We start from the raw sequence: 19908 nt of genomic DNA, 5'->3' as shown, positions 1-19908 counted from the left end.
CGCCCCGGCACTGGGGCCAGACCACCCCTCATCGCGCAATCCGGCACGCTCGTGGCGACCGCGGCCTGTCCCCGTCCATGCCGGCGGCGGTAGCGTGGCCGCATGACCTCGGAGCACGCTGCCCCCCTCCAGCCCGCCCTGCACCGCCAGCACGTGGCCCTCGCGGCCCCTACCCAGATCTGGCTCGATGCCGACGGCCGCCTCGCCCCGCAGCCCGGCGGCCAGCAGCCCAACACCCACCACGGCGCCCGCACCGCCCAGCCCGGCGGCGTCACGGGCGCGTTCCACGGCGACACGCGCTTCCTCTCCCGCGCGATCGTGACGGTGGACGGCGCCGAGCCGCAGCCCGTGGGCGTGGCCGGCCGCGGCTCCCGGCTCGTGGTGGACGGCCTCGCGCGCACCATCCCCGGCCCCACCCTGGACCCGGCGGTCCGCGTGCGCCAGCACTGGAGCGTGGAACCGGGCCGGATCCGCCACCGCATCGACCTCAGCACCTCGCTCGAGCACCTCGACTGCGCGCTCACGGTGCGTCTCGAGGCGGACTTCGCCCCGATGGACGCGGTCCGGGTGGGCCGCGGCGGCGAGGTGGCCACGCCCCGGGCGGACGACGACGGCGCGCTGGTCTGGGAGGACGGCCCGCGTCGCGCTGTGGTCCGGACAGTGGGCGGGACGGGGCGCGCCGTGAGCGAGGCCGACGACGATGCCGATGACACCGACGGGTTCCCCACCGAGCACGCCGCGCTCTCGTGGGCCGTCTCCGTGAGGCGCGGCGAGGTGTTCCGCGCAGAGTGGACGATCGAGCTCGAGGACGATGCCGCCATCGTGCGCCCTGCCCCGGACGCCGGTGTCGCGGCGGAGGCACGCCACGATCCCGCCGGGCTGCTGCTCGCGCGCTCCCTCGAGGAGCTCGCGGGCCTGCGGCTGGCCATGGCGGCCGTGCCGGACGCGCCGTTCGTGGCGGCGGGCGCGCCGTGGTACTTCACGCTGTTCGGGCGGGACTCCCTGTGGGCCGCGCGGCTCCTGCTCCCGCTGGACACGGCGCTGGCGGCCGGTACGCTGCGCGCGCTCGCCGCGTACCAGGGCGAGCGGACGGACGAGGCCGGGGCCGAGGAGCCCGGCAAGATCCCGCACGAGGTGCGCGCCGCCGAGCTCGTGCTGGACGGCGGGCCGGGCGGGGACCAGCTGCGGCTCCCGCCGGTGTACTACGGGAGCGTGGACGCGACGGGCCTGTGGCTCTGCCTCCTCGGCGAGCTGTGGCGCACGGGGCGGGCGCCCGACACAGTCCGCGGGCTCCTCCCCCACGCGCGGCGGGCCGCGGACTGGCTGCTCGCGGCCGGCTGGGACGGGGAGCGCGCGCGGTTCCTCACGTACTTCGACGCATCCGGCCACGGCCTGAGCAACCAGGGCTGGAAGGACTCCGCGGACGCGCTGCAGTCGCTGGACGGTCGGCGCGCCGAGGGGCCGATCGCCCTCGCGGAGGCGCAGGCCTACGCGTACGAGGCGGCGGTCTCCACGGCCGCGCTCTTCGACGAGCTCGGCGAGCCCGGCGCCGACCAGCTGCACGCGTTCGCCTCGGACCTGCGCGCGAAGTTCCGGGCGGAGTTCTGGGTGGCGGACGCGGACCAACTGGAGGTCGGGCTCGAGGAGGCGCCCGACGCCGACTCCCCCGGCGGCGCGGACGGCGGCCCGGCGGCAGGTGGCGGGGGGCCCCGCAGCCGGGCGGCCCGGTTCCCAGCAATGGCATTGGACGGCGAGGGCACGCCTCTGGACTCCCCGGGCTCCAACATGGGGCACCTCCTGGGCACGGGGCTGCTCGAGCCGGAGGAGTCGGCGGCGGTCGTCGCGCACCTCACGGGGCCGGAGCTCTTCAGCGGGTTCGGGATCCGCACGCTCTCCACCGCTGCGGCGGGGTACTGGCCGCTGAGCTACCACTGCGGCTCGGTGTGGAGCCATGACACGGCGATCGCCGTGCGCGGCATGCTCGCCGAGGGGTTCCGGGCCGAGGCGGCGGCGGTCGCGCGGGGCCTCGTGCGCGCCTCCGAGTCGTTCGGGCATTCCCTCCCCGAGCTGTTCTCGGGCGAGGGCACGGAGGAGACGGACCACGCCCTGCCCTACCCGTCCTCGTGCCGCCCGCAGGCGTGGAGCGCGGCGGCGGCGGTCGTCGTCGCCCAGGCGCTCGGAACCCGCTAGCAGGGCTTGGCGAGCGCGAGGGTGAACCGGCCCGCGGCGTCGGTCCACCGGCCCGCGAGCCGGAACCCGGCGTCGTCGAGCTCCTCCTCGAGCCGCTCGGGGCGGAACTTGGCGGAGACCTCGGTGCGCAGCTCCTCGCCCTCGGCGAAGTCGACCTCGAGCCCCACACCCGGCAGGCGGACGCGCATGGGGCGGGTGGCGCGCAGCCGCATCTCGACCCACTCCTCGGCCTCGTTCCACGCAGCGACGTGCTCGAACGCGTCGACGTCGAAGTCCGCCCCCAGCTCGGCGTTGAGCACGCGGAGCACGTTGCGGTTGAAGTCCGCGGTGACCCCCTGCGAGTCGTCGTAGGCGGGCAGCAGCTGGTCCACGGGCTTCACGAGGTCCGCCCCGAGCAGCACCGAGCCATCGCCGTCGCCGAGCATGCCCCGGACCGCCCGGAGGAAGTGACGGCGCTGCTGCGGCTCGAAGTTGCCGATGGTGCCGCCCAGGAACGCCACCATCCGCGTCCCGGTGCTGGGCAGGAGGTGGAGCTGGTGCTCGAAGTCCGCGGCGACGGCCTCGAGCTCGAGCTCCGGGAACGCGCGGGCGAGGTCCTCGTGGGCGGCGACGAGGGCGCTGTCGCTCACGTCCACGGCCACGTACCGGGCCAGGGGGCCGGCCTCCTGGAGGGCGCGCAGGAGGATGGGGGTCTTGCGGGAGGAGCCGGAACCGAGCTCGACGAGGGTCTCCGCCGGGGCAGCCGCGGCGATCTCGCGGGCGTGCAGCTCGAGGGCCTCCCGCTCCGCGCGCGTGGGGTAGTACTCCGGCAGCTGGGTGATCTGCTCGAACAGCCCGCTCCCGCGCTGGTCGTAGAACCACTTGGGCGGCAGGGTCTTGGGCGTGCTGCCCAGGCCCGCCAGGACGTCCCGGCGGAGGCTGTCCGCGAGGAAGTGCGGGGGCAGGTGGTGGGTGATGTCCGCAGGGGTGAAGGCCGTGGTCATAGCGCGGTGGCTTCCTTCGTCAGAGGGACTGTGGTGTCGATGGGCTGGATCAGGACCTCGCCGGCGGCCGCGGTCAGGACGCTGGCATCGGGAACCCGCTGCCAGTCCCCGCTGCTGTCGGAGGGCTCGCTCGCCACGAGCACCTCTCCCGCCCGCGCCCGCCAGAAGAGCGTGTCGCCCCACGCCGTGGCAGCGATCATCTGCCCGTCCGTGAGGAGGAAGTTGTAGCGTCCCCCGGCCAGCCCGGCGGCCTCGGCAGCCACGCCGGCGAGCGCGCGGGCCGGCTCCTGGCCGGACTCGAGCCTTCCGAGCACGAGCGCCCACAGGAGTGCCGAGTCCACGGTGGACTCCTGGGCGAGGAGCCGGCTGGCCGGCAGCTGCGCCGCGAGGGACGCGAGGCTGTGCGGCCAGCCCTCCACGCGCCCGTTGTGGCTGAAGAGCCAGCACCCTCCGACCGCCTGCCCGGCACCGGGCGGCGACGTGTACGGCGCGGCGGCGGACTCGTCCGGGGGCATGCCCTCGGTCGCGGAGCGCACGGCCGCGAGAAGGCACCGGGTGCGGGTCACCCGGGCCACGTCGGCGAACGAGCGGTCGGCCCACATCGGCACGGCCCGGCGGTACCGGGCGGGGACCGGGTCGCCCTCGGCGTACCAGCCCACCCCGAACCCGTCCGCGTTCACGGTCCCGTGGAGCTGGTGGCGCGGCTCCCAGGCCTGGCGGTAGAGCCCGTGCTCCGGGGCGGTGAGCACCTCCGCGAGCGTTCTCGGCTCGCCCAGGTAGGCAAGGTGGCGGCACATCAGCGCACCTCCTCGGGGCGCGCGTCCCGTGCCGTGCGGAAGCCGGCGAACATCTGCCGCCGGATCGGGTAGTCCCAGTTCCGGAACGTGCCGCGGCACGCCACGGGGTCCGCCGCCCACGAGCCGCCGCGCAGCACCTTGTAGTCGCTGCCGAAGAACACCTCGCTGTACTCCGCATACGGGAAGGCACGGAAGCCGGGATACGGGAGGAAGTCGCTCGAGGTCCATTCCCACACGTCCCCGATCAGCTGGTGGACCCCGAGCGCGGACGCGCCCTGCGGGTAGGACCCGGCCGGGGCGGGCCGCAGCGCGCCCCCGCCGAGGTTGGCGTGGGCGGCCGTGGGGTCCTCGTCGCCCCAGGGGTAGCGCCGGGACCGCCCCGAGGCCGGGTCGTACCGTGCGGCCTTCTCCCACTCGGCCTCGGTGGGCAGGCGGCGCCCGGCCCAGCGCGCGTAGGCGTCGGCCTCGTACCAGCACACGTGCTGCACGGGCTCGTCCGCAGGCACAGGCTCGACGACGCCGAAGCGGCGGCGGATCCATCCCCCGCCGTCGCGCTTCCAGTACTTGGGCGCCTCGAGGCCCGCCTCCTGGCGGTGCGCCCACCCCTGCGGGGTCCACAGGCGCTCGTCGTCGTAGCCGCCTGCCTCGAGGAACTGCGCGAAGGCCGCGTTCGTCACCGGAACGGTGTCGATCCAGAACGGCGCGGTCTCGACGGCGTGGGCGGGCCGCTCGTTGTCCAGGGCCCACGGCTCCACGGAGGTCCCCATCGCGAATGCCCCGCCGGGGACGAGCACTTCTGCAGCGAGGGCAGCGGGACGGCCCGTCGTCGTCGGCCGCCCCGCCTCCGCCGTGATATCACGGGACGCGGCAGCCAGCGGCGCGGCAGCCAGCGGCGCGGCGGTGAGGAGCGGCGGGCCGGAGCGCAGCTGGTGGGTGGCGAGCATGGTCTCGCTGTGCTGCTGCTCGTGCTGGAGGATCATGCCGAACGCGAACCCGCTGTCCACGAGGGCCGAGCCCTCCAGCGGTGAGGAGTCCAGCACGTCCAGGGACTTCTCGCGGACCTCCGCGAGGTACCGACGGGACTCCTCCGGGGACAGGAGCGGGAGCGTGGGACGCGTGCTGCGGGGGTGCTGGAACGCGTCGTACATCTCGTCCAGGTCGCAGCGCAGGGCCGGCCGGCCTCCCACGTCCCGCACGAGCCAGATCTCCTCCTGGCTCCCCACGTGCGCGAGGTCCCAGACGAGGGGGGACATGAGGGTGGAATGCTGCGCTGTGAGCTCGGCGTCGTCGAACGCCGTGAGCGCGTGGGTGCGGGCGCGCGCCTCGGCCAGGCGGTGCGCGATCCCGGTGCGCGCCTCCTCGGTGGATGGCCGGGCCCGCAGGGCGCTCTCGAGCGGGTGGGGAGCGTGTGTCCGGTTCACGATGCCTCCTCGCGTTCCTCTGAGCCATCCTCGTCCACGCGGGGACCGTGCCACAAGCGCCCCGACCGGCGCCACTGCTCCAGGCGGGCGTCAGCGGGGCAGCGGCCGACGAGGGGGTAGGATTCCGCGAACGCCGAGGCGCGGGCCCTGGTCCGCGGGTCGAGCCCGAGCCGTGGGAGGGCCCCCAGGGCGGCCTCGGCGCACGCCGCCGCGGCCCTGGCCAGGAGCGGGTGGTCGAGGCCATGCCGGGCGGCGGTGCCCATCGCGGCGGGCAGGGCGGCGAGGGGCTCGCAGGCGGCCGCGGCGGCGTCGGAGGCCTCGGCGTCGTCGGCCAGGGCCGCGGTCAGGGAGACCAGGGCCTCCCAGTCCCCGCCGGCCTGGGCGTCGAGGGCGCGGAGCTCGAGGAACCCGCGCGGCCTCACGGGCGGGAAGAGGGTGGTGAGGTGGTAGTCCACGTCCGCGAGCGTGGCCGGCCACGGGCCGTGCCCCTCGAGCCAGCCCCGCAGCGTGAGCCCAGCGGGGGCTGACCAGTCGGTGCCCTCGCGCGGGAGGCACAGGAGCGGCGCCTCGAGCGCGTATTGGGCCCAGGCCTCCTCCGGCTCGAGCCCTGGGAACCGCGCAGGGACGGCCTCGGTGCGTGCCGGGTCGATCCGTCCCCATGCCCGCTGGCGCGCGCTCTTCCAGCCGGTCGGAGCCCCGTTCTGGAACGGCGAGTTCGCGGACATCGCCACGAGCACCGGCAGGAGGCTGTGGAGTCGGCGCCACCGTTCCCGCGCACCCGCGCGTCCTTCGGCCTCAGTCCCCGCCTCGAGGCACACCTGCAGGGAGGCGGTGGAGCACATCATGGTCCGACCGGCCGGACCCGCCGCGTCGAAGTACCGCTGCATCGCGGCGTAGCGGGGCGCGTGCAGTGAGCGGCGCGGCGGGCGGTGCGCGTCCAGCGCGAGCGGCCCGCACGCGAGCCCCGCCCGCGCAAGGTGACGGTCGACGGCGTCGAGCGCCTCCCGTACCGCGCCCACCAGGGCGGCAGGAGACGGGGCGCAGGCGCTCGAGAGCTCGATCTGGGCGCCGGGCTCCACGCTCAGGACGGCTCCGCCCGGGACGGCGTCCCATAGCGGCGCGAGCGCGGCCTCCACCTCCGCCACGGTGACCGCCCGGGCCGGGTCCGCCGCCCAGTGCACCGTCCGCTCGACCTCTACCCCGACCGGGCCCGGAGCGCGCGGCGCGAAGCACGCGGAGGTGATGCGCTCCTCGGCCTCCGCGACCGTGACCGGACGCCGGCCTGCCCCGCGGTCGTCCCCATGGGACGTCTGTGCGGGGCTCGGGGAGGGAAGCGGCTGGGTCACGGATCGGTGCTCCTGTCAGCCGAGAGGTTTTCCTTCGTGTTGTGCCTGGAACGGATGGGGCAGGGAAACGGTTCCGTGACGCTGCTGACGCGGATCCCGGCGCCGGTGTCAAAGGCGACCATGTTCCGGATCCTACGGGCAAGAGGCGTTGCGGTGACCATGCACGCTCCCCCTCCTGCTCCCGGGTCAGGGCTCCTGCCCTGCTCCGGCCACCGTAGGCAGGGCAGGGAGCCAGGTTCTGCAATCTCCCGTACAGTCCGGGGCCCCCGTGCAGCCCGGGTCTCAGATGGCGCAGCAGGAGAGCCTGCTGACGTCCGTGCTGTAGGACTGGGCGGCGATCTTGATGCCCTCCGCCATCGTCAGGTAGGGGGCCCACATCCCGGCAACCTGGTCCACCGTCATGCCGGCCTCGAGGATGTAGACGCCGGCAGCCGCGAGGTCGCCCGCGTCCTGCCCCACCGCGGTGAGGCCGAGGATCCGGCCGGTGTCGTCGTCGGCCACGATCTTGATGAAGCCCCGGGTGTCCCGGTTGACCAGCGCGCGGGGCACGAACTCGAGCGGGAGGACCCGGCACTGGCATCGCGTGCCCTCGCCGTTGGCCTGCCGGTCGGTGAGCCCCACGGCGGCCACTGCGGGGCTCGTGAACGCGACGCGGGGCAGGTGCCGGTAGTCCACCTTCCGGTCGGCGCCGGAGAAGGCGTTGTCGACGACGAGGGCGCCGTGGGCGGCTGCGACGTACACGAACTCGCGGTGGCCCGTTACATCGCCCGCCGCCCAGATGCGCGGATTGGAGCTCCGCAGGCCGCCGTCCACGAGCACCTCGCCCTGCGGACCCGTCTCGACTCCGACCGTGCCGAGCGCGAGGTCCTCGGTGACAGCCCTGCGTCCGGTGGCGATGAGGAGCTTCTCGGCGCGGAGCTCGCGCGCGGTCCCGCCGGTCTCCGCCGTCGCCACGATCGCGCCCGTCCCGGGATCAACCGAGACTGACGTGAGCGCGGCCCTGCGCAGCACCTCGATGCCCTCGTCCTTGAACACGGCGGCGAGGGCCAGCGAGACCTCGGGCTCCTCCTGGGAGAGCAGACGCGAGCGGACCAGGAGGGTCACGGAGGATCCGAGACGCGCGAAGAGCTGCGCCATCTCCACCGCGGTGTACCCGCCGCCGACCACGAGAAGGGACTCCGGGACTTCCTGCAGCTCCATCGCGGTGGTCGAGGTCAGGTAGGGGACGTACGCGAGTCCGGGCACCTCAGGCTCCCACGGGGCCGAGCCGGTGGCCACGAGATAGTGGTGGGCTTCGAGCGTCTGCCGCCTCCCGTCGTCGTCCGTCACGTCGAGGAGGGGACGCTCCGGCGTGCCGGCGAATGCGGCGCTGCCCCGGACGAGGTCCCACCCGTAGTCGTCGATGAGATCGAGGTACTTCTCGGAGCGCATGCGCTCCACCAGGCCCCGCTTGCCGGCGATCAGCGTGGGCATGTCGACCGGGCCGGCACCCGCAGCGATCCCCGGGAAGCGGGACTCCGCGGCATGGGCCGTGTGCCGGGCCTCGGCAGCGGCGAGGAGGGCCTTGGAGGGGATGCAGCCGGTGTTCACGCATGTGCCGCCCACCGTCGAGCGCTCCACCATGGCCACGCGCTTGCCCAGGCCCATTGCCCTGATGGCGGCGGCGAATCCGGCCCCTCCGGAGCCGATGACCACGAGGTCGTACATGTGTTCCTCCCCTGTTTGGCGCCACACGGGATGGCCATCCCGCCGCTGCCAGTCTCCAAGCTGCCCCTTGGGGGAAGGTCAAGCCGCGCATCCCGGACGGACGCCCGCCTTGGGGCTGCCGAACTGTGTCCTGGATTGCAGAAAGGGTCTTCTGGGCGGCCTAGCGTGGCAGGTGCAGCTGGTCATCACCGGAAACCGGCCAACCCGAACCCGGGAGGAATCCATGCACTTCACCCCAGCCGATACGGCCCTTGTCGTGACAGATCCGCAGAACGACTTCCTCAGTCCCGAGGGAGTCACCTGGGAGCTCGTGGGCGCGAGCGTCCAGGAGAACAACACCGTCGAGAACCTGGGCCGCCTCCTGCGCGCAGCCCTGGACTCGGGCTATGGGGTGTTCGTCTCGCCCCACTACTACTACCCGTATGACCGGGAATGGCAATTCGGCGGGACGCTCGAGCAGAAGATGCACGAGATCAGCATGTTCGAGCGGCGGGGGCCGCTGGACCTCGCCGGCTTCGAGGGCTCGGGCGCGGATTGGCTCGCGGAGTACAAGCCCGTCTTCGAGGACGAGCGCACCGTGGTGTGCAGCCCCCACAAGGTCTACGGACCCCAGAACACCGATCTGGCGCTCCAGCTGCGCAAGCGCGGCGTGGACAAGGTGGTCCTCGCGGGGATGTCCGCGAACCTGTGCGTCGAGAGCCACCTCCGCGACCTGCTTGAGCGCGGCTTCGAGGTCGCGGTCGTCTCAGACGCCACGGCAGCCGCCCGTCACCCCGAGCTCGGGGACGGCATGGCAGCAGCCGTCACCAACTTCCGCTATCTGGCCGGAGAGGTCCTCAGCACGGACGAGGCGGTGCGCAGGCTGTGATCGGTGCAGGGAGTCTCCTGCCGCCCCCTCGATTCAGGGCAGGACACTGCGGATGGCAGCGGCGATCTCCTCCGGATGGTCTTCGGGAGTGAAGTGCCGGCCGTCTCGGATGCGGTTGAAGCGCGTCCCGAGGTCGGCTGCGAGCCGCTCGCCGTAGTCCGCCTTCTGGAACCGGTCGGCGTCGCCCCACACAACAGCTGCCGGCAGCCCGAGGTCCGGCAGGCGATCGGCGATCGCCGTCGTGTCCTCGGTGCGGAGCGCGGACACCTGTCGCATGAGGGCAGGCGCGGCACCGTGCGCAACGTAGGGCGCCCAATGCTCGCCGATCGACTCGAGCGCCCGTTCCCTGCTGTCGTGCCCCTGGCGGAGGAGCTGGACGAACGAGGGGTACAGAAGCACATCCGGGAGGTGCGCGAGAGCGGGCGCCAGGGCGCGCATCGCCTTGACCCGTGGGATCGGCCACGAGTCATAGCAGACGGCGTTGGTGAGGACCAGCGCCGAGAAGGCGCCAGGGTCTCGGACAGCAGCGATCTGCGCGACCCCGCCACCCAGGTCGTGCCCCACCAGCACCGGAGGCTGGGTGAATTCCCGCGAGCGCAGCCAAGCGAGGAGGTAGTCGGCCTGGGCGGACAGGCCGATGTCAGCGGACTGTCCTTCGGGGATGCTGTGACCGTAGCCGCGCATCTCCCACGCGTAGCAGCGTCCGGGCACGAGCGGTGCCACATGGCGCCACAGGCCTGGAGACGTGGGAATGCCGTGGACGAGCACCACAGGCGGGCCCCCGCCGTGTGCCGTCCAGCGGACGGGCACGCCTCCGACGCGCGCCAGCTTCTCCTCAGCAATGTTCTCCAGAACGGTTCTCCTTGCACTCTGCGCCGCTGGACGGAGGACAAGACCTACGCTAGAACCGCGCCCTTGGGGAAGGTCAACCCCGGAACCACGTCAGCGCAGAAGTCACGGAGGTCATGGAATGCGCATTGGAGAGGCAGCGGCGGAGGCCGGGATGACGGCCAAGGCGCTGCGGTTCTACGAGGAGCGCGGACTCCTCCCTGCCGCCCGGCGCTTCCCGAACGGATACCGGGACTACGACGAGGAGGCCCTCGGGCGCCTCGACTTCATCCGCCGCAGCCGGGACGCGGGCCTGAGCCTCGAGCAGATCAAGGACATCATCCTCGTCAGCCAGGCTGGGACCACGCCCTGCCGCCACGTGGACCACCTGCTTGCGGAGCGCCTTGCCGAAGTCGAGGCTCAGCTCGCGCATCTGGCCGAGGTGCGGAGGTCCATCCTGACCGCTCAGGAGCGCGTGGCCGGCGCCGACCCGGAGGGCTGTCGCTCGAGCGAGGTCTGCAGCTACCTCTGACGGCGGCGCGCGGGGGACCGCTCGCTGACCCTTTGATCAGAGCTTCCGCTTCTGGGGGTAGACCGTCTCGTGGCGGGCGAGCATGTCCACGAACTCGGCGATCTTCCGAATCCGGGTCTCGGGCCGCTTGACCGAGGTGATCCGGTACACGATCGCGAAGCGGTTGGTGGAGGTGAGGACGTCGAACATCGCCTGCGCCTCGGGGACCGCGGCGATCGCGGCGGCCAGATCGTCGGGCACCTCGGCGGTCGCGGCGCCGCCGTACGCCATCTCCCACCGGCCGTCCGCCTTGGCCGCATCGACCACGGCGCGGCCCGCCGGCGTCATGCGCCCCTCGGCCTCGAGGCGCTCCACCCTCGCCACATTCGCCTGGGACCAGCGGCTCGTCCTCGTGCGCGGGGTGAAGCGGATGGCGGAGCTGCCGGCGTCCCGCGTGCGCAGCTGGCCGTCGATCCAGCCGAAGCAGAGGGCCTCCTCGACCGCGTCCGGGTAGGCGAGCGCGGTGACGTCCCCGCCCTTCTTGTGCAGCACGAGCCACACGCCGCGGCTCTGCGCGTGGTGCTCGGCGAGCCACTCGCGCCAGGCGCTGGCGTCCGGCACGAGGAGCTCGGGGAGTTCAGGGGCCACCCGCCCAGCTTCCCCGGAGGGGCCGGACGACGCAAGGCATGCTCCGGGCAGCGGCGCTGTATCGGGAACGACCCTGAAGGGATTCATGTGTACCCGAAACGTTCCCAAGGGGGACTTATGTGTACCCGGAACGCCCCTGAGGGGGACTTATGTGTACCCGAAACGAGGAGGGGAGGGGTGCCCGCGCCTCCCTGCCCCGCCGGGCATGCGGTAGAACAGTATGCATGGCAATCCGCACCCCCGATCCCTACCCCGGCTGGCTCTCCCCGGAGGACCTCTACGAGGCACGGAATCGGCTGCCCATGCTGTACGTCGAGGCCGTCCCGGTCCGTCTGGACCCCCTCGGCTACGTCACGGAGGTGGGCCTGCTGCTCCAGGCGGACGACGAGGGCAACATGATGCGCAGCCTCGTCTCCGGCCGCGTGCTCTACAAGGAGACCATCCGCGGCGCGCTCCTGCGCCACCTCGAGAAGGACCTCGGTGCCCTCGCCCTCCCCCAGCTGCCGGTGAGCCCGGTGCCGTTCACGGTGGTCGAGTACTTCCCCTCGCCCTCCCAGACCGGCTTCACGGACGAGCGCCAGCACGCCGTCGCCCTCGCCTACGTCATCCCGGTGGCGGGCGAGTGCGAGCCGCGCCAGGACGCCCTCGAGCTGACCTGGATGTCCCCCGAGGAGGTGCTGAGCGGGCCCGTGCAGATGGAGTTCGTGGGCGGGCGCGGCGAGCTCGTCCGGCAGGCGCTCGCCTACGCGGGGTACGCCGGCTGACGCACCTGCCCGGGACGCGGGCCCGGGCCTGCGGGGCGAGCCTGGCGGCAGCCGTTACCCATCCTTTATAGAGTGGGGGCGGACCGACAGCCACCACGGAGGATCCAAGCATGCAGCAGCCAGGACAGCACGAGGCTCACGGAACCGGCGAGTTCCACGAGATCGACGCCCACGAACTGCGGGCGGGACAGCGTCTCCTGCTGCCTGACGGCCATGATGCGGCCACCGTGCTCGAGGTGGACACGGTCCTGGACGACTACGACCACCCCGCCCTGTACTTCGCGGTGCTGGACAACCACCTGAACGTCCGCGTGGCGCACGGGACGCGCGTACGGGTGGTGCGCACCAAGGCCCCGCGCCCGGCGGACCTGCTCTTCTCGGGCCCCACCTCCGCTGTCGCTGCAGCGCACGACGGCGATCCCTCGCCCAGCGCCGACGTCCCGCCACCCGCGCCGGGCGTCTCGCCGTCCGCTGCCGAGGTCTCGCCTTCCGATTTCGAGATCACGGCCTCGGACGCCTCCGCGCCGCTCGGCGACGCCCGCCCCGGGGAAGAGGCGCACGACGCCGGCCGCGCGCCGTCGTCGTCCGGTCCGGCCGCGACGCCCGCTCCCCTGCGCGGCCCGTCCGAGATCACCCTCGAGACCGGGGACGTCGTGATCGTCCCCGGCGCGGCCCCCGCACGGACCGGCCGACCCAACCACGAGCTGCTCGCGCGCATCCCCGCGCCCGAGGTCGAGCCCGAGGAGCTCATGGCCCACCTCGACGCCGTGCACCCCGGAAGGCACACCGTCAACGAGCTCGCGGGCCGGCTCGCGAAGGGCATCAACGTCAAGTCCGGGGCGTGCTTGGCCGACCTCCGCACCCTCGCCTACGAGCTCTACATCGGGCAGGGCGACGCGGAGGGCGCGCTCAAGGTCGCGGACCTCCTGGCCGTGCTGCCCTATGACGGGAATCCCGGCCGGTGGACCTCGATCGAGTCCGCGCTCGGGCTCGCCGCCCACCTCGCCCGCGTGAGCGGGGACGCGGAGCGGGCCGCCGCGTACGGCGGGCTCCTGCGGGCTCCAGAGACCGAGGAGACGGACCCCTTCCGCGCCCGCATGGCGGAGCGCATGCGCACCCGCGCCCTCAACCAGCCCAATCTGTACGACAAGGAGATCTCCCGCGCCTCCGCCGCCAGGGACCATGAGGAGGAGCGGGCGTGGCGGCTGCTCCGCTTCGAGGCCCTCCTGCACCTGCGCGCGCACGGCGGCTCCGAGGCGTTCGAGCCGGACGAGCTCGAGCGGCGCATCGAGGTGGAGCTGGACGCCATCCGCGCCTAGGCCGTGCCAGACTGGTCCGGTGCCTGACCCCGCCGCCGAACCGAGCCCGACTGCCGCCCATCCCCGCCAGTCCGAGTTCTCCTTCGAGGTCGGCACACGGCTCGCCGCCCGGGACGGCTCGCACTCGCTGGGCCGCACCGGGACCATCACCACGCCGCACGGGACCATCCAGACGCCGGCCTTCATCGCCGTCGGCACCAAGGCCACGGTCAAGGCCGTCCTGCCCGAGTCGATGGCGGAGCTCGGCGCTCAGGCCCTCCTCGCCAACGCCTACCACCTCTACCTCCAGCCCGGCGCGGACATCCTCGACGAGGCGGGCGGCCTGGGCCGGTTCATGAACTGGCCGGGCCCGACGTTCACGGACTCGGGCGGCTTCCAGGTGATGAGCCTGGGCTCTGGGTTCAAGAAGGTCATCGACATGAAGGGCCCGGACCCCGGCGCCTCCCCCGGCAGCGCCGGAACCGACGACGCCGTGGCGCCCGGCAAGGAGCGCCTGGCCCACGTCGACGACGACGGCGTGTGGTTCAAGAGCCACCTCAACGGGGACCGGCACCGGTTCACGCCCGAGATCTCGATGCAGGTGCAGCACCAGATCGGCGCGGACATCATGTTCGCGTTCGACGAGCTGACCACCCTGTACAACTCCCGCGGCTACCAGGAGGAGGCGCTCGAGCGCACCCGGCGGTGGGCGGAGCGCTGCGTCGCCGAGCACTTCCGGCTCACCGACGAGCGCGAGGGCAGGCCCTACCAGGCGCTCTTCGGGGTGATCCAGGGCGCGCAGTACGAGGACCTGCGCCGCAAGGCGTGCTCGGACCTGGGAGCCATGCCGTTCGACGGCTACGGGATCGGCGGGGCGCTCGAGAAGGAGAACCTGGGCACGATCGTGGGCTGGTGCTCCGAGGTCCTGCCCGAGGACCGGCCGCGCCACCTGCTGGGGATCTCGGAGCCGGATGACATCTTCGTGGCGATCGAGGCGGGCGCGGACACGTTCGACTGCGTCTCCCCCACCCGCGTGGCCCGCAACTCGGCCTTCTACACCGCCGAGGGCCGGCTCAACCTTGCGGGGGCCAAGTACCGCCGCGACTGGGGTCCGCTCCAGGACGGGTGCGACTGCTACACCTGCGCCAACTACTCGCGCGCGTACATCCGGCACCTCTACAAGGCCTCCGAGATGCTCTCCCACACGCTCATCTCGATCCACAACGAGCGCTTCGTGGTCCGGATGGTCGACGACGCCCGCCGCGCCATCGAGGACGGCACCTTCTGGGAGTTCAAGGCCGAGACGCTGGGCCGCTACTACCGCTGAGGCACGCCGCCGCGGGACGTGGTGCGCGCCCGCGGCCGAGCGCCCCGCGCCGCCAGGCGCAGGCCAACGAGGGTCGCGACGCCGAAGGCGAGCACCGAGACGAGCACGAGGACGAGCGGCGGCGCCCACGAACCGGTGAGCGTGTGCACCCACCCGAGCAGGGTCGGGGCCCCGGCCGCCACGGCGTAGCCCACGCCCTGCACGAGGGCGGACATCCGCCCCGCCGCATTCTGGTCCCGGGCGATCACGAGGATCGCGGTGAAGATGAGCGTGATCCCGCCGCCCTGCGCCGCCCCGCCGAGCGAGGACCACAGGGGCCACAGGGCGGGCGCGAGCAGGAGTCCCAGCGGCACCGTGGCCCACAGGACGCCGAGGGCCGCGGCGGCGGCGGCCTGCCCGGCCCAGCGGGCGAGGAGCGGGGTCCCGAGCGCCCCTGCGATGGCGAGGATCTGGAAGAGCGAGGCGCCCGCGCCGGCGGCCGCAACGCTGAGGCCCAGCTCGTCCCCCAGGAGGGTGGGGAGCCATGCAGTCACCCCGTAGTAGGAGAAGGCCTGCCCTGCGAAACCGATCAGGAGGGCCGCCGTCACCGCGCGGGTGCCCCCGGGCCCGGGTGAGGGCTCCTCCGCGGGGCCAGGGTCGGCGTCGGGCCTGAACGCGCGGCGGAAGCCCACGGCGGCCGTCCAGAACGCGATCGCCGCCACGCAGAAGACGGCGCTCGCGGCGAGCGCGAGCCGCCAGCCTGTCGCCTGCGCGAGCGGCGCGGTCGCGGCGGAGGTGATGAAGGAGCCCACGTTGAGCGCGGCCGTGTAGACCCCCATGGCCATTCCCTGCCGGGCGGGCGCGAAGTCACGGCGGATGATGAGAGGCACGGCGATGTTGCCCACCGTGATCGCCACGCCGATGACGACCGTGCCCAGCAGGACCACGGGCCCGCCGTCGAGCGAGCGCACCACCACACCGGCGAGGACGCCGAGGATCGTGAGCGTCACCGCCACCTCGGCGCCGAACCGGCGCGCGCACAGCGAGGCCAGCGGTGCCGCTGTCGCAACTGCCGCGGGTTCCCCCAACGCCTCGCTCCCCCTTGCAACAGCCGCATCCGCGCCATCACGCCGGCCAACACCCTCGCAGGTCGCAAGTGACATTTCTTCAGGATTCCCGATGCTGCTATCGCATTCCCGACAGTCTGGCGGTGCGGGTGAAGTCATAGGTGAAGAGTGAAGCTGGCGGCGGTGCGTTCGATCTCGGACAGGCGTCCGATGTCGCCTCAGGAGCTCGAGGACTTCGAGCAGGAGCTCGTAGACCAGTTCGCCCTGGCGGCAGCGGCCTCGGGCGCCACGGACGGCCACATCGCCCAGGAGCGGTCGGTGCTCTTCGCCTTCGTGGCGTTCCTCGCCGGCTATGTGTGGACTGCGCAGCCCGGGGACGTCGACGGCTTCCTGAGGAGGGAACGGAAGGAGAAGGGGCTGGCCCACAGCACCGTCCACGGCAAGGCCGGGACCCTGGCACGGTTCTTCGACTTCCTCGTCGGCCGCTACCAGGGCGAGATCCACCGTCTCACCGGGCAGGTCGTGGCCCGGCCGGTCGACGAGTTCAACCGTCCGGTGAAGGCCGCCTACGGCGGCCGGATCCGGATCCCGCCCTCCGGGGACGAGGTCGGGCTGCTCTTCGAGGGTTGGCGCCGGTCGCTGCCCGAAGCGCGCAAGTACCTGCCTTCGGCACGCGACTACCTCGCCGCGTCGCTGTGGCGGCGTGTGGGGCTGAGGATCAACGAGACCGTGATGCTCGACATCCGGGACTGGCGGCCTGACCTCGGCGAGCACGGGAAGCTGCACGTGCGTTTCGGCAAGGGCAGCATGGGCCGCGGCCCGAAGGAACGCCTGGTCCCGGCCATCAACGGCACCGACGAGCTCCTGGGATGGTGGCTGACGGATGTGCGGCACCAGTTCGGCGACGACTGGAACGCCCCGGACGCGCCCCTGCTGCCCAGCGAACGGCGGGACCACGGGCTCGGGCGCAACCGGCGGGCCGGCGACGACGCCCTCAGGTCCGGTTTCTCGAAGGCGGTGGCCAAGTGGCTGCCCGACTGGTCGGGCCGGCTGACACCGCACGGGATGCGGCACTTCTGCGCCTCGGCCCTCTACGAGCGGGGCATGGACCTGAAGGCCATCCAGGACATGCTCGGGCACGAGTGGCTCTCCACCACGACCCGGTACATCCACGTCCACGAGAACCACGTCGAGAACGCGTGGGCCAAGGCCAACGAGCGAGTAGCCCTCCGATGGGGAACGAGGTGATCCCATGCTCTGGAACCTGCGCATGAAGGCAGCCGAGCAGGGAATCTGGAAGTCGACCGAGATGCGCCGCCGTCTGGCCGATGCGGGCCTGGAGATCAGCGCCGGGAAGATGTCGGCGCTGTGGACCGGCAACCCGACCACGATCCGGCTCGACGACCTCGACGTCATCTGCGACGTGCTGCATTGCGAGCCCACCGACCTGCTCATCCGCGAGCCCGAGAAGGTCGCCGCCCGACGCCCGCCCAGAGCCGTGGACAACGCCGTGTCCGGGGGCAGCATCACGGTCGTGCCCCGACTGGGCCGGAACCGGACCATGCCGCCGGCGTGACCGCCCCGAGGACATGCCCGGCGTGCGGCCTGAAGCCGGTCGCGACAGCCCGGCACTCCCACTGCCACGACTGCCTCCCCGGCGGCCCCTTCACCCCTCCCCCGTGCCGGCGGTCCGGCTCAGAGGAGCTGTACTACTCCGGCGGGCTGTGCCGCCGATGCCACCGGTTCGCCCCGCAGATCGTGGACAGCTGCCTCGACTGCCTCGGCTGGGGCGTCACCCGCACCACCGGCTGGCTGTGCGAGGCATGCCGCGGCTGGCGCCGGAGATTCGGCCCCGGCACCCCCTGCCGCTCCTGCTCAAGCCCAGTGCCGGTGAGCACCGAGGGCTTCTGCCGCCTGTGCTGGCGCACCTCGGTCGGCGCCCGCCCCCATGGGAAGGGCCCCAGCGTGCTCGAGGCCAACCGGCACGGCCAGCAGCTGTTCATCGTGGACCTCTTCCGCCAGAAGCGCCCCCCGCGTCCAGCGATGGCAGAAGGCAAGCGGCGCCGGAACAGGTACCCCGTGGCGCACGAGCAGCTCACCCTCTTCGATATCCCGCGCACGGCCGTCCTGCCGGACACCGTCCCGCCCCCGCCGGACCCGGACTTCGCCGCAACCCTCGACCGAGCCGTCCGCGATCACGCCCGCGCGCACGGCTGGTCCAAGACGCGAACCAATGCCACCCGGCAGGGGCTCAGGCTGCTCGCCGGACTGCAGGACACCCCCGGAGCGGCGATCAAGGCCAGCGAGATGGAGAGCCTCGACCGCACGGCCTTCAACAGGCTCCCCATCATCGACGTGCTCGCATCCGCCGGGCTCTTCGTCGACGACCGCACGCCCTCGATCGCATCCTGGTTCGAACGCAAGATCGCCTGCCTGCCCGGGCCGATGTCCGACGAGGTCCGCGTCTGGTTCGACGTCCTGCTCCACGGCAGCGCCACGCCGCCGCGCTCCCGCCCCCGCGCCGAAGTCACCGTCAGGAACCGCATCCGCTATGCAGTCCCCGTTCTCTCCATCTGGTCGGGAACAGGACGCGCCTCCCTCCGCGAAATCACCAGGGAAGACATCCGACAGGTCCTCCCAGCCCAGGGCAGCGAACGGTCCCTGACCGGCCAAGCGCTGAAGTCCCTGTTCCGCACCCTCAAGGCCAGAAAGCTGGTCTTCGCCGACCCCACCACCCGCATCCGCACGGGCAGGCCGGAAGCACGGTTCCCGCTGCCCATCGACGACGCCACCTTCGGGTCGGCCCTCGAATCAGCCGACCCCGCCCGCGCACTGATCGCGGCCCTTGTCGGCTTCCACGCCCTCACCAACGCGCAGATCCGGGGCCTGCTCTGAATCGCCCCGGGTTTAGTGGAGGGTGAGTTCTCCCAGCGCCGGCTGACGCTGGGGGTTGATCTCACGGTAGTACTGGTTCTCCTTCTCGGTGGGTGTGAGGTATCCGATCGAGGAGTGCAGCCGGTTCTCGTTGAACCAGTGCACCCAGGACAGGGTGGCCAGTTCCAGATCGTCGGCGCTGCGGAACGGACCGTCGATCTTCACGCATTCGGCCTTGTACAGGCCCACGACGGTCTCGGCCAGTGCGTTGTCGTAGCTGTCGCCGACCGTCCCGATCGATGCGACCGCGCCGACCTGCGCGAGCCGCTCGGTGTAGCGCAGGGCGGTGTACTGCGACCCCGCATCGGAGTGCTGGATGACGCCGGTGACGTCCTCACCGGCCCGATCGCGGACCCAGAGCGCCATCTCCAGCGCGTCCAGGGGCAGGTCGGTCGGCATCCGGTCCATGGTCCGCCATCCGACGATCCGGCGGGAGAACACGTCCGTGACGAACGCGGTGAACGCCATCCCCGACCACGTCGGCACATACGTGAAGTCGACCACCCAGAGCTCGTTGGGCCGCTCGGCGTGGAACTCGCGCTTGACGTGATCCGGTGCCCGGGTGGCGATGTCGTCAGGGCGGGTGGTGACGAACTGCCGGCCCCGGCGAACACCGCGCAGACCCTGCTGGCGCATGAGGCGTTCGACGGTGCAGCGGGCGACGGGGATGCCCTCGCGGTGCAGCAGCCGCCAGACCTTCCGGGCGCCGCTGAGCCCGCGCCCGAGGCGACGGTCCCAGAACACCCGCTCGATCTGCACCGCCAGCTCCGCGTCGGAGACCGCCCTGGCCGAAGCAGGCCGCTTCTTGAACGCGTAGTAACCGGACGGTGCGATCGGCATGCCGTGCTCGGTGAGCACGCGGCAGATCGGCTCGACCCCGAACCGGCCACGATGGTCGTCGATGAACTTGACTACCACGGCAGTCGCGGGTCGAGCTCCCGCGCGAAGAAACTCGACGCGGCGAGGAGGATTTCGTTCGCCCGCTTGAGCTCGCGGTTCTCCGCCTCGAGCGCCTTGATGCGCTGCGCATCGTTCGTCGTGGTACCGGGGCGTTCGCCTGCGTCGATCGCGGCCTGCTTGCACCAGCCCCGCAGCGTGTCCGGGTTCACCCCGACACGCTGCCCGATCCTGACCACCGCCGCATTCAGCGACAGCTCCGGATCCTCCTTCCGCGCCTCGCCCACAAGGCGCAAGGCACGCTCCCGCAACTCCTGCGGATACTTCCTCGGTGCTGGCATGA

18 protein-coding genes and 1 other annotated feature are annotated in these 19908 nt (G+C 72.5%); of the genes, 9 read left to right on the top strand and 9 right to left on the bottom strand.

The genetic code is table 11. The features are described 5' to 3' along the window. The first annotated feature begins 102 nt into the window (after positions 1-102). The gene (locus ABCQ75_RS09615; RefSeq protein ID WP_345885076.1) at positions 103-2190 is read left to right on the top strand and encodes a glycogen debranching N-terminal domain-containing protein; all 2088 of its coding nucleotides are present in this window, start codon (positions 103-105) and stop codon (positions 2188-2190) included. Here the strand turns inward: ABCQ75_RS09615 and egtD are convergent. The 5 genes from egtD to merA form a co-directional block, all read right to left on the bottom strand. Then, positions 2187-3173: an L-histidine N(alpha)-methyltransferase gene (egtD, locus tag ABCQ75_RS09610; RefSeq protein ID WP_345885074.1), complete on the bottom strand. Its 987-nt coding sequence runs from the start codon at positions 3171-3173 to the stop codon at positions 2187-2189. The two genes, ABCQ75_RS09615 and egtD, sit on opposite strands and share 4 nt — an antisense overlap. After that, the gene (gene egtC / locus ABCQ75_RS09605) at positions 3170-3970 is read right to left on the bottom strand and encodes an ergothioneine biosynthesis protein EgtC (RefSeq protein ID WP_345885072.1); all 801 of its coding nucleotides are present in this window, start codon (positions 3968-3970) and stop codon (positions 3170-3172) included. The genes egtD and egtC overlap by 4 nt, the downstream gene beginning before the upstream one ends. Beyond that, positions 3970-5391, bottom strand: coding sequence for an ergothioneine biosynthesis protein EgtB (gene egtB / locus ABCQ75_RS09600; RefSeq protein WP_345885070.1), 1422 nt, complete (start codon positions 5389-5391; stop codon positions 3970-3972). Before egtB ends, egtC begins: the two co-directional genes overlap by 1 nt. Continuing rightward, entirely contained in the window at positions 5388-6737 is a 1350-nt protein-coding gene (locus ABCQ75_RS09595) for a glutamate-cysteine ligase family protein (RefSeq protein WP_345885069.1), read from the bottom strand. Before ABCQ75_RS09595 ends, egtB begins: the two co-directional genes overlap by 4 nt. A gap of 282 nt (positions 6738-7019) precedes the next feature. Beyond that, positions 7020-8444, bottom strand: coding sequence for a mercury(II) reductase (gene merA, locus ABCQ75_RS09590; protein WP_345885068.1), 1425 nt, complete (start codon positions 8442-8444; stop codon positions 7020-7022). 223 nt (positions 8445-8667) lie between these two features. On the opposite strand from merA, the gene ABCQ75_RS09585 reads away from it, so the two are divergent. Then, positions 8668-9312 (top strand): cysteine hydrolase family protein, encoded by a 645-nt coding sequence (locus ABCQ75_RS09585; RefSeq protein WP_345885067.1) that lies wholly within the window; start codon positions 8668-8670, stop codon positions 9310-9312. A 33-nt stretch (positions 9313-9345) separates the two neighbouring features. Here ABCQ75_RS09585 and ABCQ75_RS09580 read toward each other — a convergent pair whose 3' ends face one another. Then, a complete protein-coding gene (locus ABCQ75_RS09580; protein ID WP_345885278.1) occupies positions 9346-10080 on the bottom strand; it encodes an alpha/beta fold hydrolase in 735 nt (244 codons plus the stop codon). Positions 10081-10282: 202 nt separating this feature from the next. On the opposite strand from ABCQ75_RS09580, the gene ABCQ75_RS09575 reads away from it, so the two are divergent. Next, complete coding sequence (locus ABCQ75_RS09575) at positions 10283-10672, top strand: heavy metal-responsive transcriptional regulator (protein WP_345885066.1); 390 nt, start codon at positions 10283-10285, stop codon at positions 10670-10672. Between the two features lie 36 nt (positions 10673-10708). On the opposite strand, the gene ABCQ75_RS09570 is transcribed toward ABCQ75_RS09575, so the two are convergent. Beyond that, a complete protein-coding gene (locus ABCQ75_RS09570) occupies positions 10709-11299 on the bottom strand; it encodes a YdeI/OmpD-associated family protein (protein ID WP_345885064.1) in 591 nt (196 codons plus the stop codon). Between the two features lie 224 nt (positions 11300-11523). Between ABCQ75_RS09570 and ABCQ75_RS09565 the strand changes: the two genes are divergently transcribed. The 3 genes from ABCQ75_RS09565 to tgt all read left to right on the top strand — a co-directional run bounded on the left by ABCQ75_RS09565 (position 11524) and on the right by tgt (position 14688). Further along, positions 11524-12063, top strand: a complete 540-nt coding sequence (locus tag ABCQ75_RS09565; protein ID WP_345885061.1) for an NUDIX hydrolase family protein — start codon at positions 11524-11526, stop codon at positions 12061-12063. 110 nt (positions 12064-12173) lie between these two features. After that, a complete protein-coding gene (locus tag ABCQ75_RS09560) occupies positions 12174-13382 on the top strand; it encodes a DUF6707 family protein (RefSeq protein WP_345885060.1) in 1209 nt (402 codons plus the stop codon). Between the two features lie 19 nt (positions 13383-13401). Next, positions 13402-14688 carry a tRNA guanosine(34) transglycosylase Tgt gene (gene tgt / locus ABCQ75_RS09555; RefSeq protein WP_345885058.1) on the top strand — a complete coding sequence of 429 codons (1287 nt, stop codon included), beginning with the start codon at positions 13402-13404 and terminating at the stop codon, positions 14686-14688. Here tgt and ABCQ75_RS09550 read toward each other — a convergent pair. Further along, a complete protein-coding gene (locus ABCQ75_RS09550; protein ID WP_345885057.1) occupies positions 14679-15755 on the bottom strand; it encodes an MFS transporter in 1077 nt (358 codons plus the stop codon). The genes tgt and ABCQ75_RS09550 overlap by 10 nt on opposite strands. 189 nt (positions 15756-15944) lie before the next feature. Here ABCQ75_RS09550 and ABCQ75_RS09545 point away from each other — a divergent pair, with 189 nt between their 5' ends. The 3 genes from ABCQ75_RS09545 to ABCQ75_RS09535 all read left to right on the top strand — a co-directional run bounded on the left by ABCQ75_RS09545 (position 15945) and on the right by ABCQ75_RS09535 (position 18629). Next, on the top strand, positions 15945-16982 hold the full coding sequence (locus ABCQ75_RS09545; protein ID WP_345885055.1) for a tyrosine-type recombinase/integrase: 1038 nt from the start codon (positions 15945-15947) through the stop codon (positions 16980-16982). Positions 16983-16986: 4 nt separating this feature from the next. Beyond that, the gene (locus ABCQ75_RS09540) at positions 16987-17310 is read left to right on the top strand and encodes a helix-turn-helix domain-containing protein (protein WP_345885053.1); all 324 of its coding nucleotides are present in this window, start codon (positions 16987-16989) and stop codon (positions 17308-17310) included. A 314-nt stretch (positions 17311-17624) separates the two neighbouring features. Next, on the top strand, positions 17625-18629 hold the full coding sequence (locus ABCQ75_RS09535; protein ID WP_345885052.1) for a hypothetical protein: 1005 nt from the start codon (positions 17625-17627) through the stop codon (positions 18627-18629). Positions 18630-18641: 12 nt separating this feature from the next. Here ABCQ75_RS09535 and ABCQ75_RS09530 read toward each other — a convergent pair. Beyond that, a protein-coding gene (locus tag ABCQ75_RS09530; RefSeq protein ID WP_345885050.1) for an IS3 family transposase occupies positions 18642-19906 on the bottom strand; the annotation gives its coding sequence in 2 pieces (ribosomal slippage) (positions 18642-19621 and positions 19621-19906; 1266 coding nt in all). Then, positions 19494-19621: a sequence feature (AL1L pseudoknot), on the bottom strand. It overlaps the preceding gene by 128 nt. Positions 19907-19908: the final 2 nt, after the last annotated feature.

Origin of the sequence: Sinomonas halotolerans (genome assembly GCF_039615075.1) — a bacterium.
GTDB lineage: Bacteria > Actinomycetota > Actinomycetes > Actinomycetales > Micrococcaceae > Sinomonas > Sinomonas halotolerans.
The sequence above is the reverse complement of the archived record's forward strand: the minus strand, read 5'-3'. Positions and strand labels throughout refer to the sequence as shown.

What these genes read in the sequence shown, in the direction of transcription:
- ABCQ75_RS09545 (WP_345885055.1), top strand. Translation starts at nt 15,945, where the DNA reads ATGTCGCCTCAGGAGCTCGAGGACTTCGAGCAGGAGCTCGTAGACCAG.
- ABCQ75_RS09575 (WP_345885066.1), top strand. Translation starts at nt 10,283, where the DNA reads ATGCGCATTGGAGAGGCAGCGGCGGAGGCCGGGATGACGGCCAAGGCG.
- merA (WP_345885068.1), bottom strand. Translation starts at nt 8,444, where the DNA reads ATGTACGACCTCGTGGTCATCGGCTCCGGAGGGGCCGGATTCGCCGCC.
- ABCQ75_RS09540 (WP_345885053.1), top strand. Translation starts at nt 16,987, where the DNA reads ATGCTCTGGAACCTGCGCATGAAGGCAGCCGAGCAGGGAATCTGGAAG.
- egtC (WP_345885072.1), bottom strand. Translation starts at nt 3,970, where the DNA reads ATGTGCCGCCACCTTGCCTACCTGGGCGAGCCGAGAACGCTCGCGGAG.
- ABCQ75_RS09615 (WP_345885076.1), top strand. Translation starts at nt 103, where the DNA reads ATGACCTCGGAGCACGCTGCCCCCCTCCAGCCCGCCCTGCACCGCCAG.
- ABCQ75_RS09565 (WP_345885061.1), top strand. Translation starts at nt 11,524, where the DNA reads ATGGCAATCCGCACCCCCGATCCCTACCCCGGCTGGCTCTCCCCGGAG.
- egtD (WP_345885074.1), bottom strand. Translation starts at nt 3,173, where the DNA reads ATGACCACGGCCTTCACCCCTGCGGACATCACCCACCACCTGCCCCCG.
- ABCQ75_RS09585 (WP_345885067.1), top strand. Translation starts at nt 8,668, where the DNA reads ATGCACTTCACCCCAGCCGATACGGCCCTTGTCGTGACAGATCCGCAG.
- ABCQ75_RS09560 (WP_345885060.1), top strand. Translation starts at nt 12,174, where the DNA reads ATGCAGCAGCCAGGACAGCACGAGGCTCACGGAACCGGCGAGTTCCAC.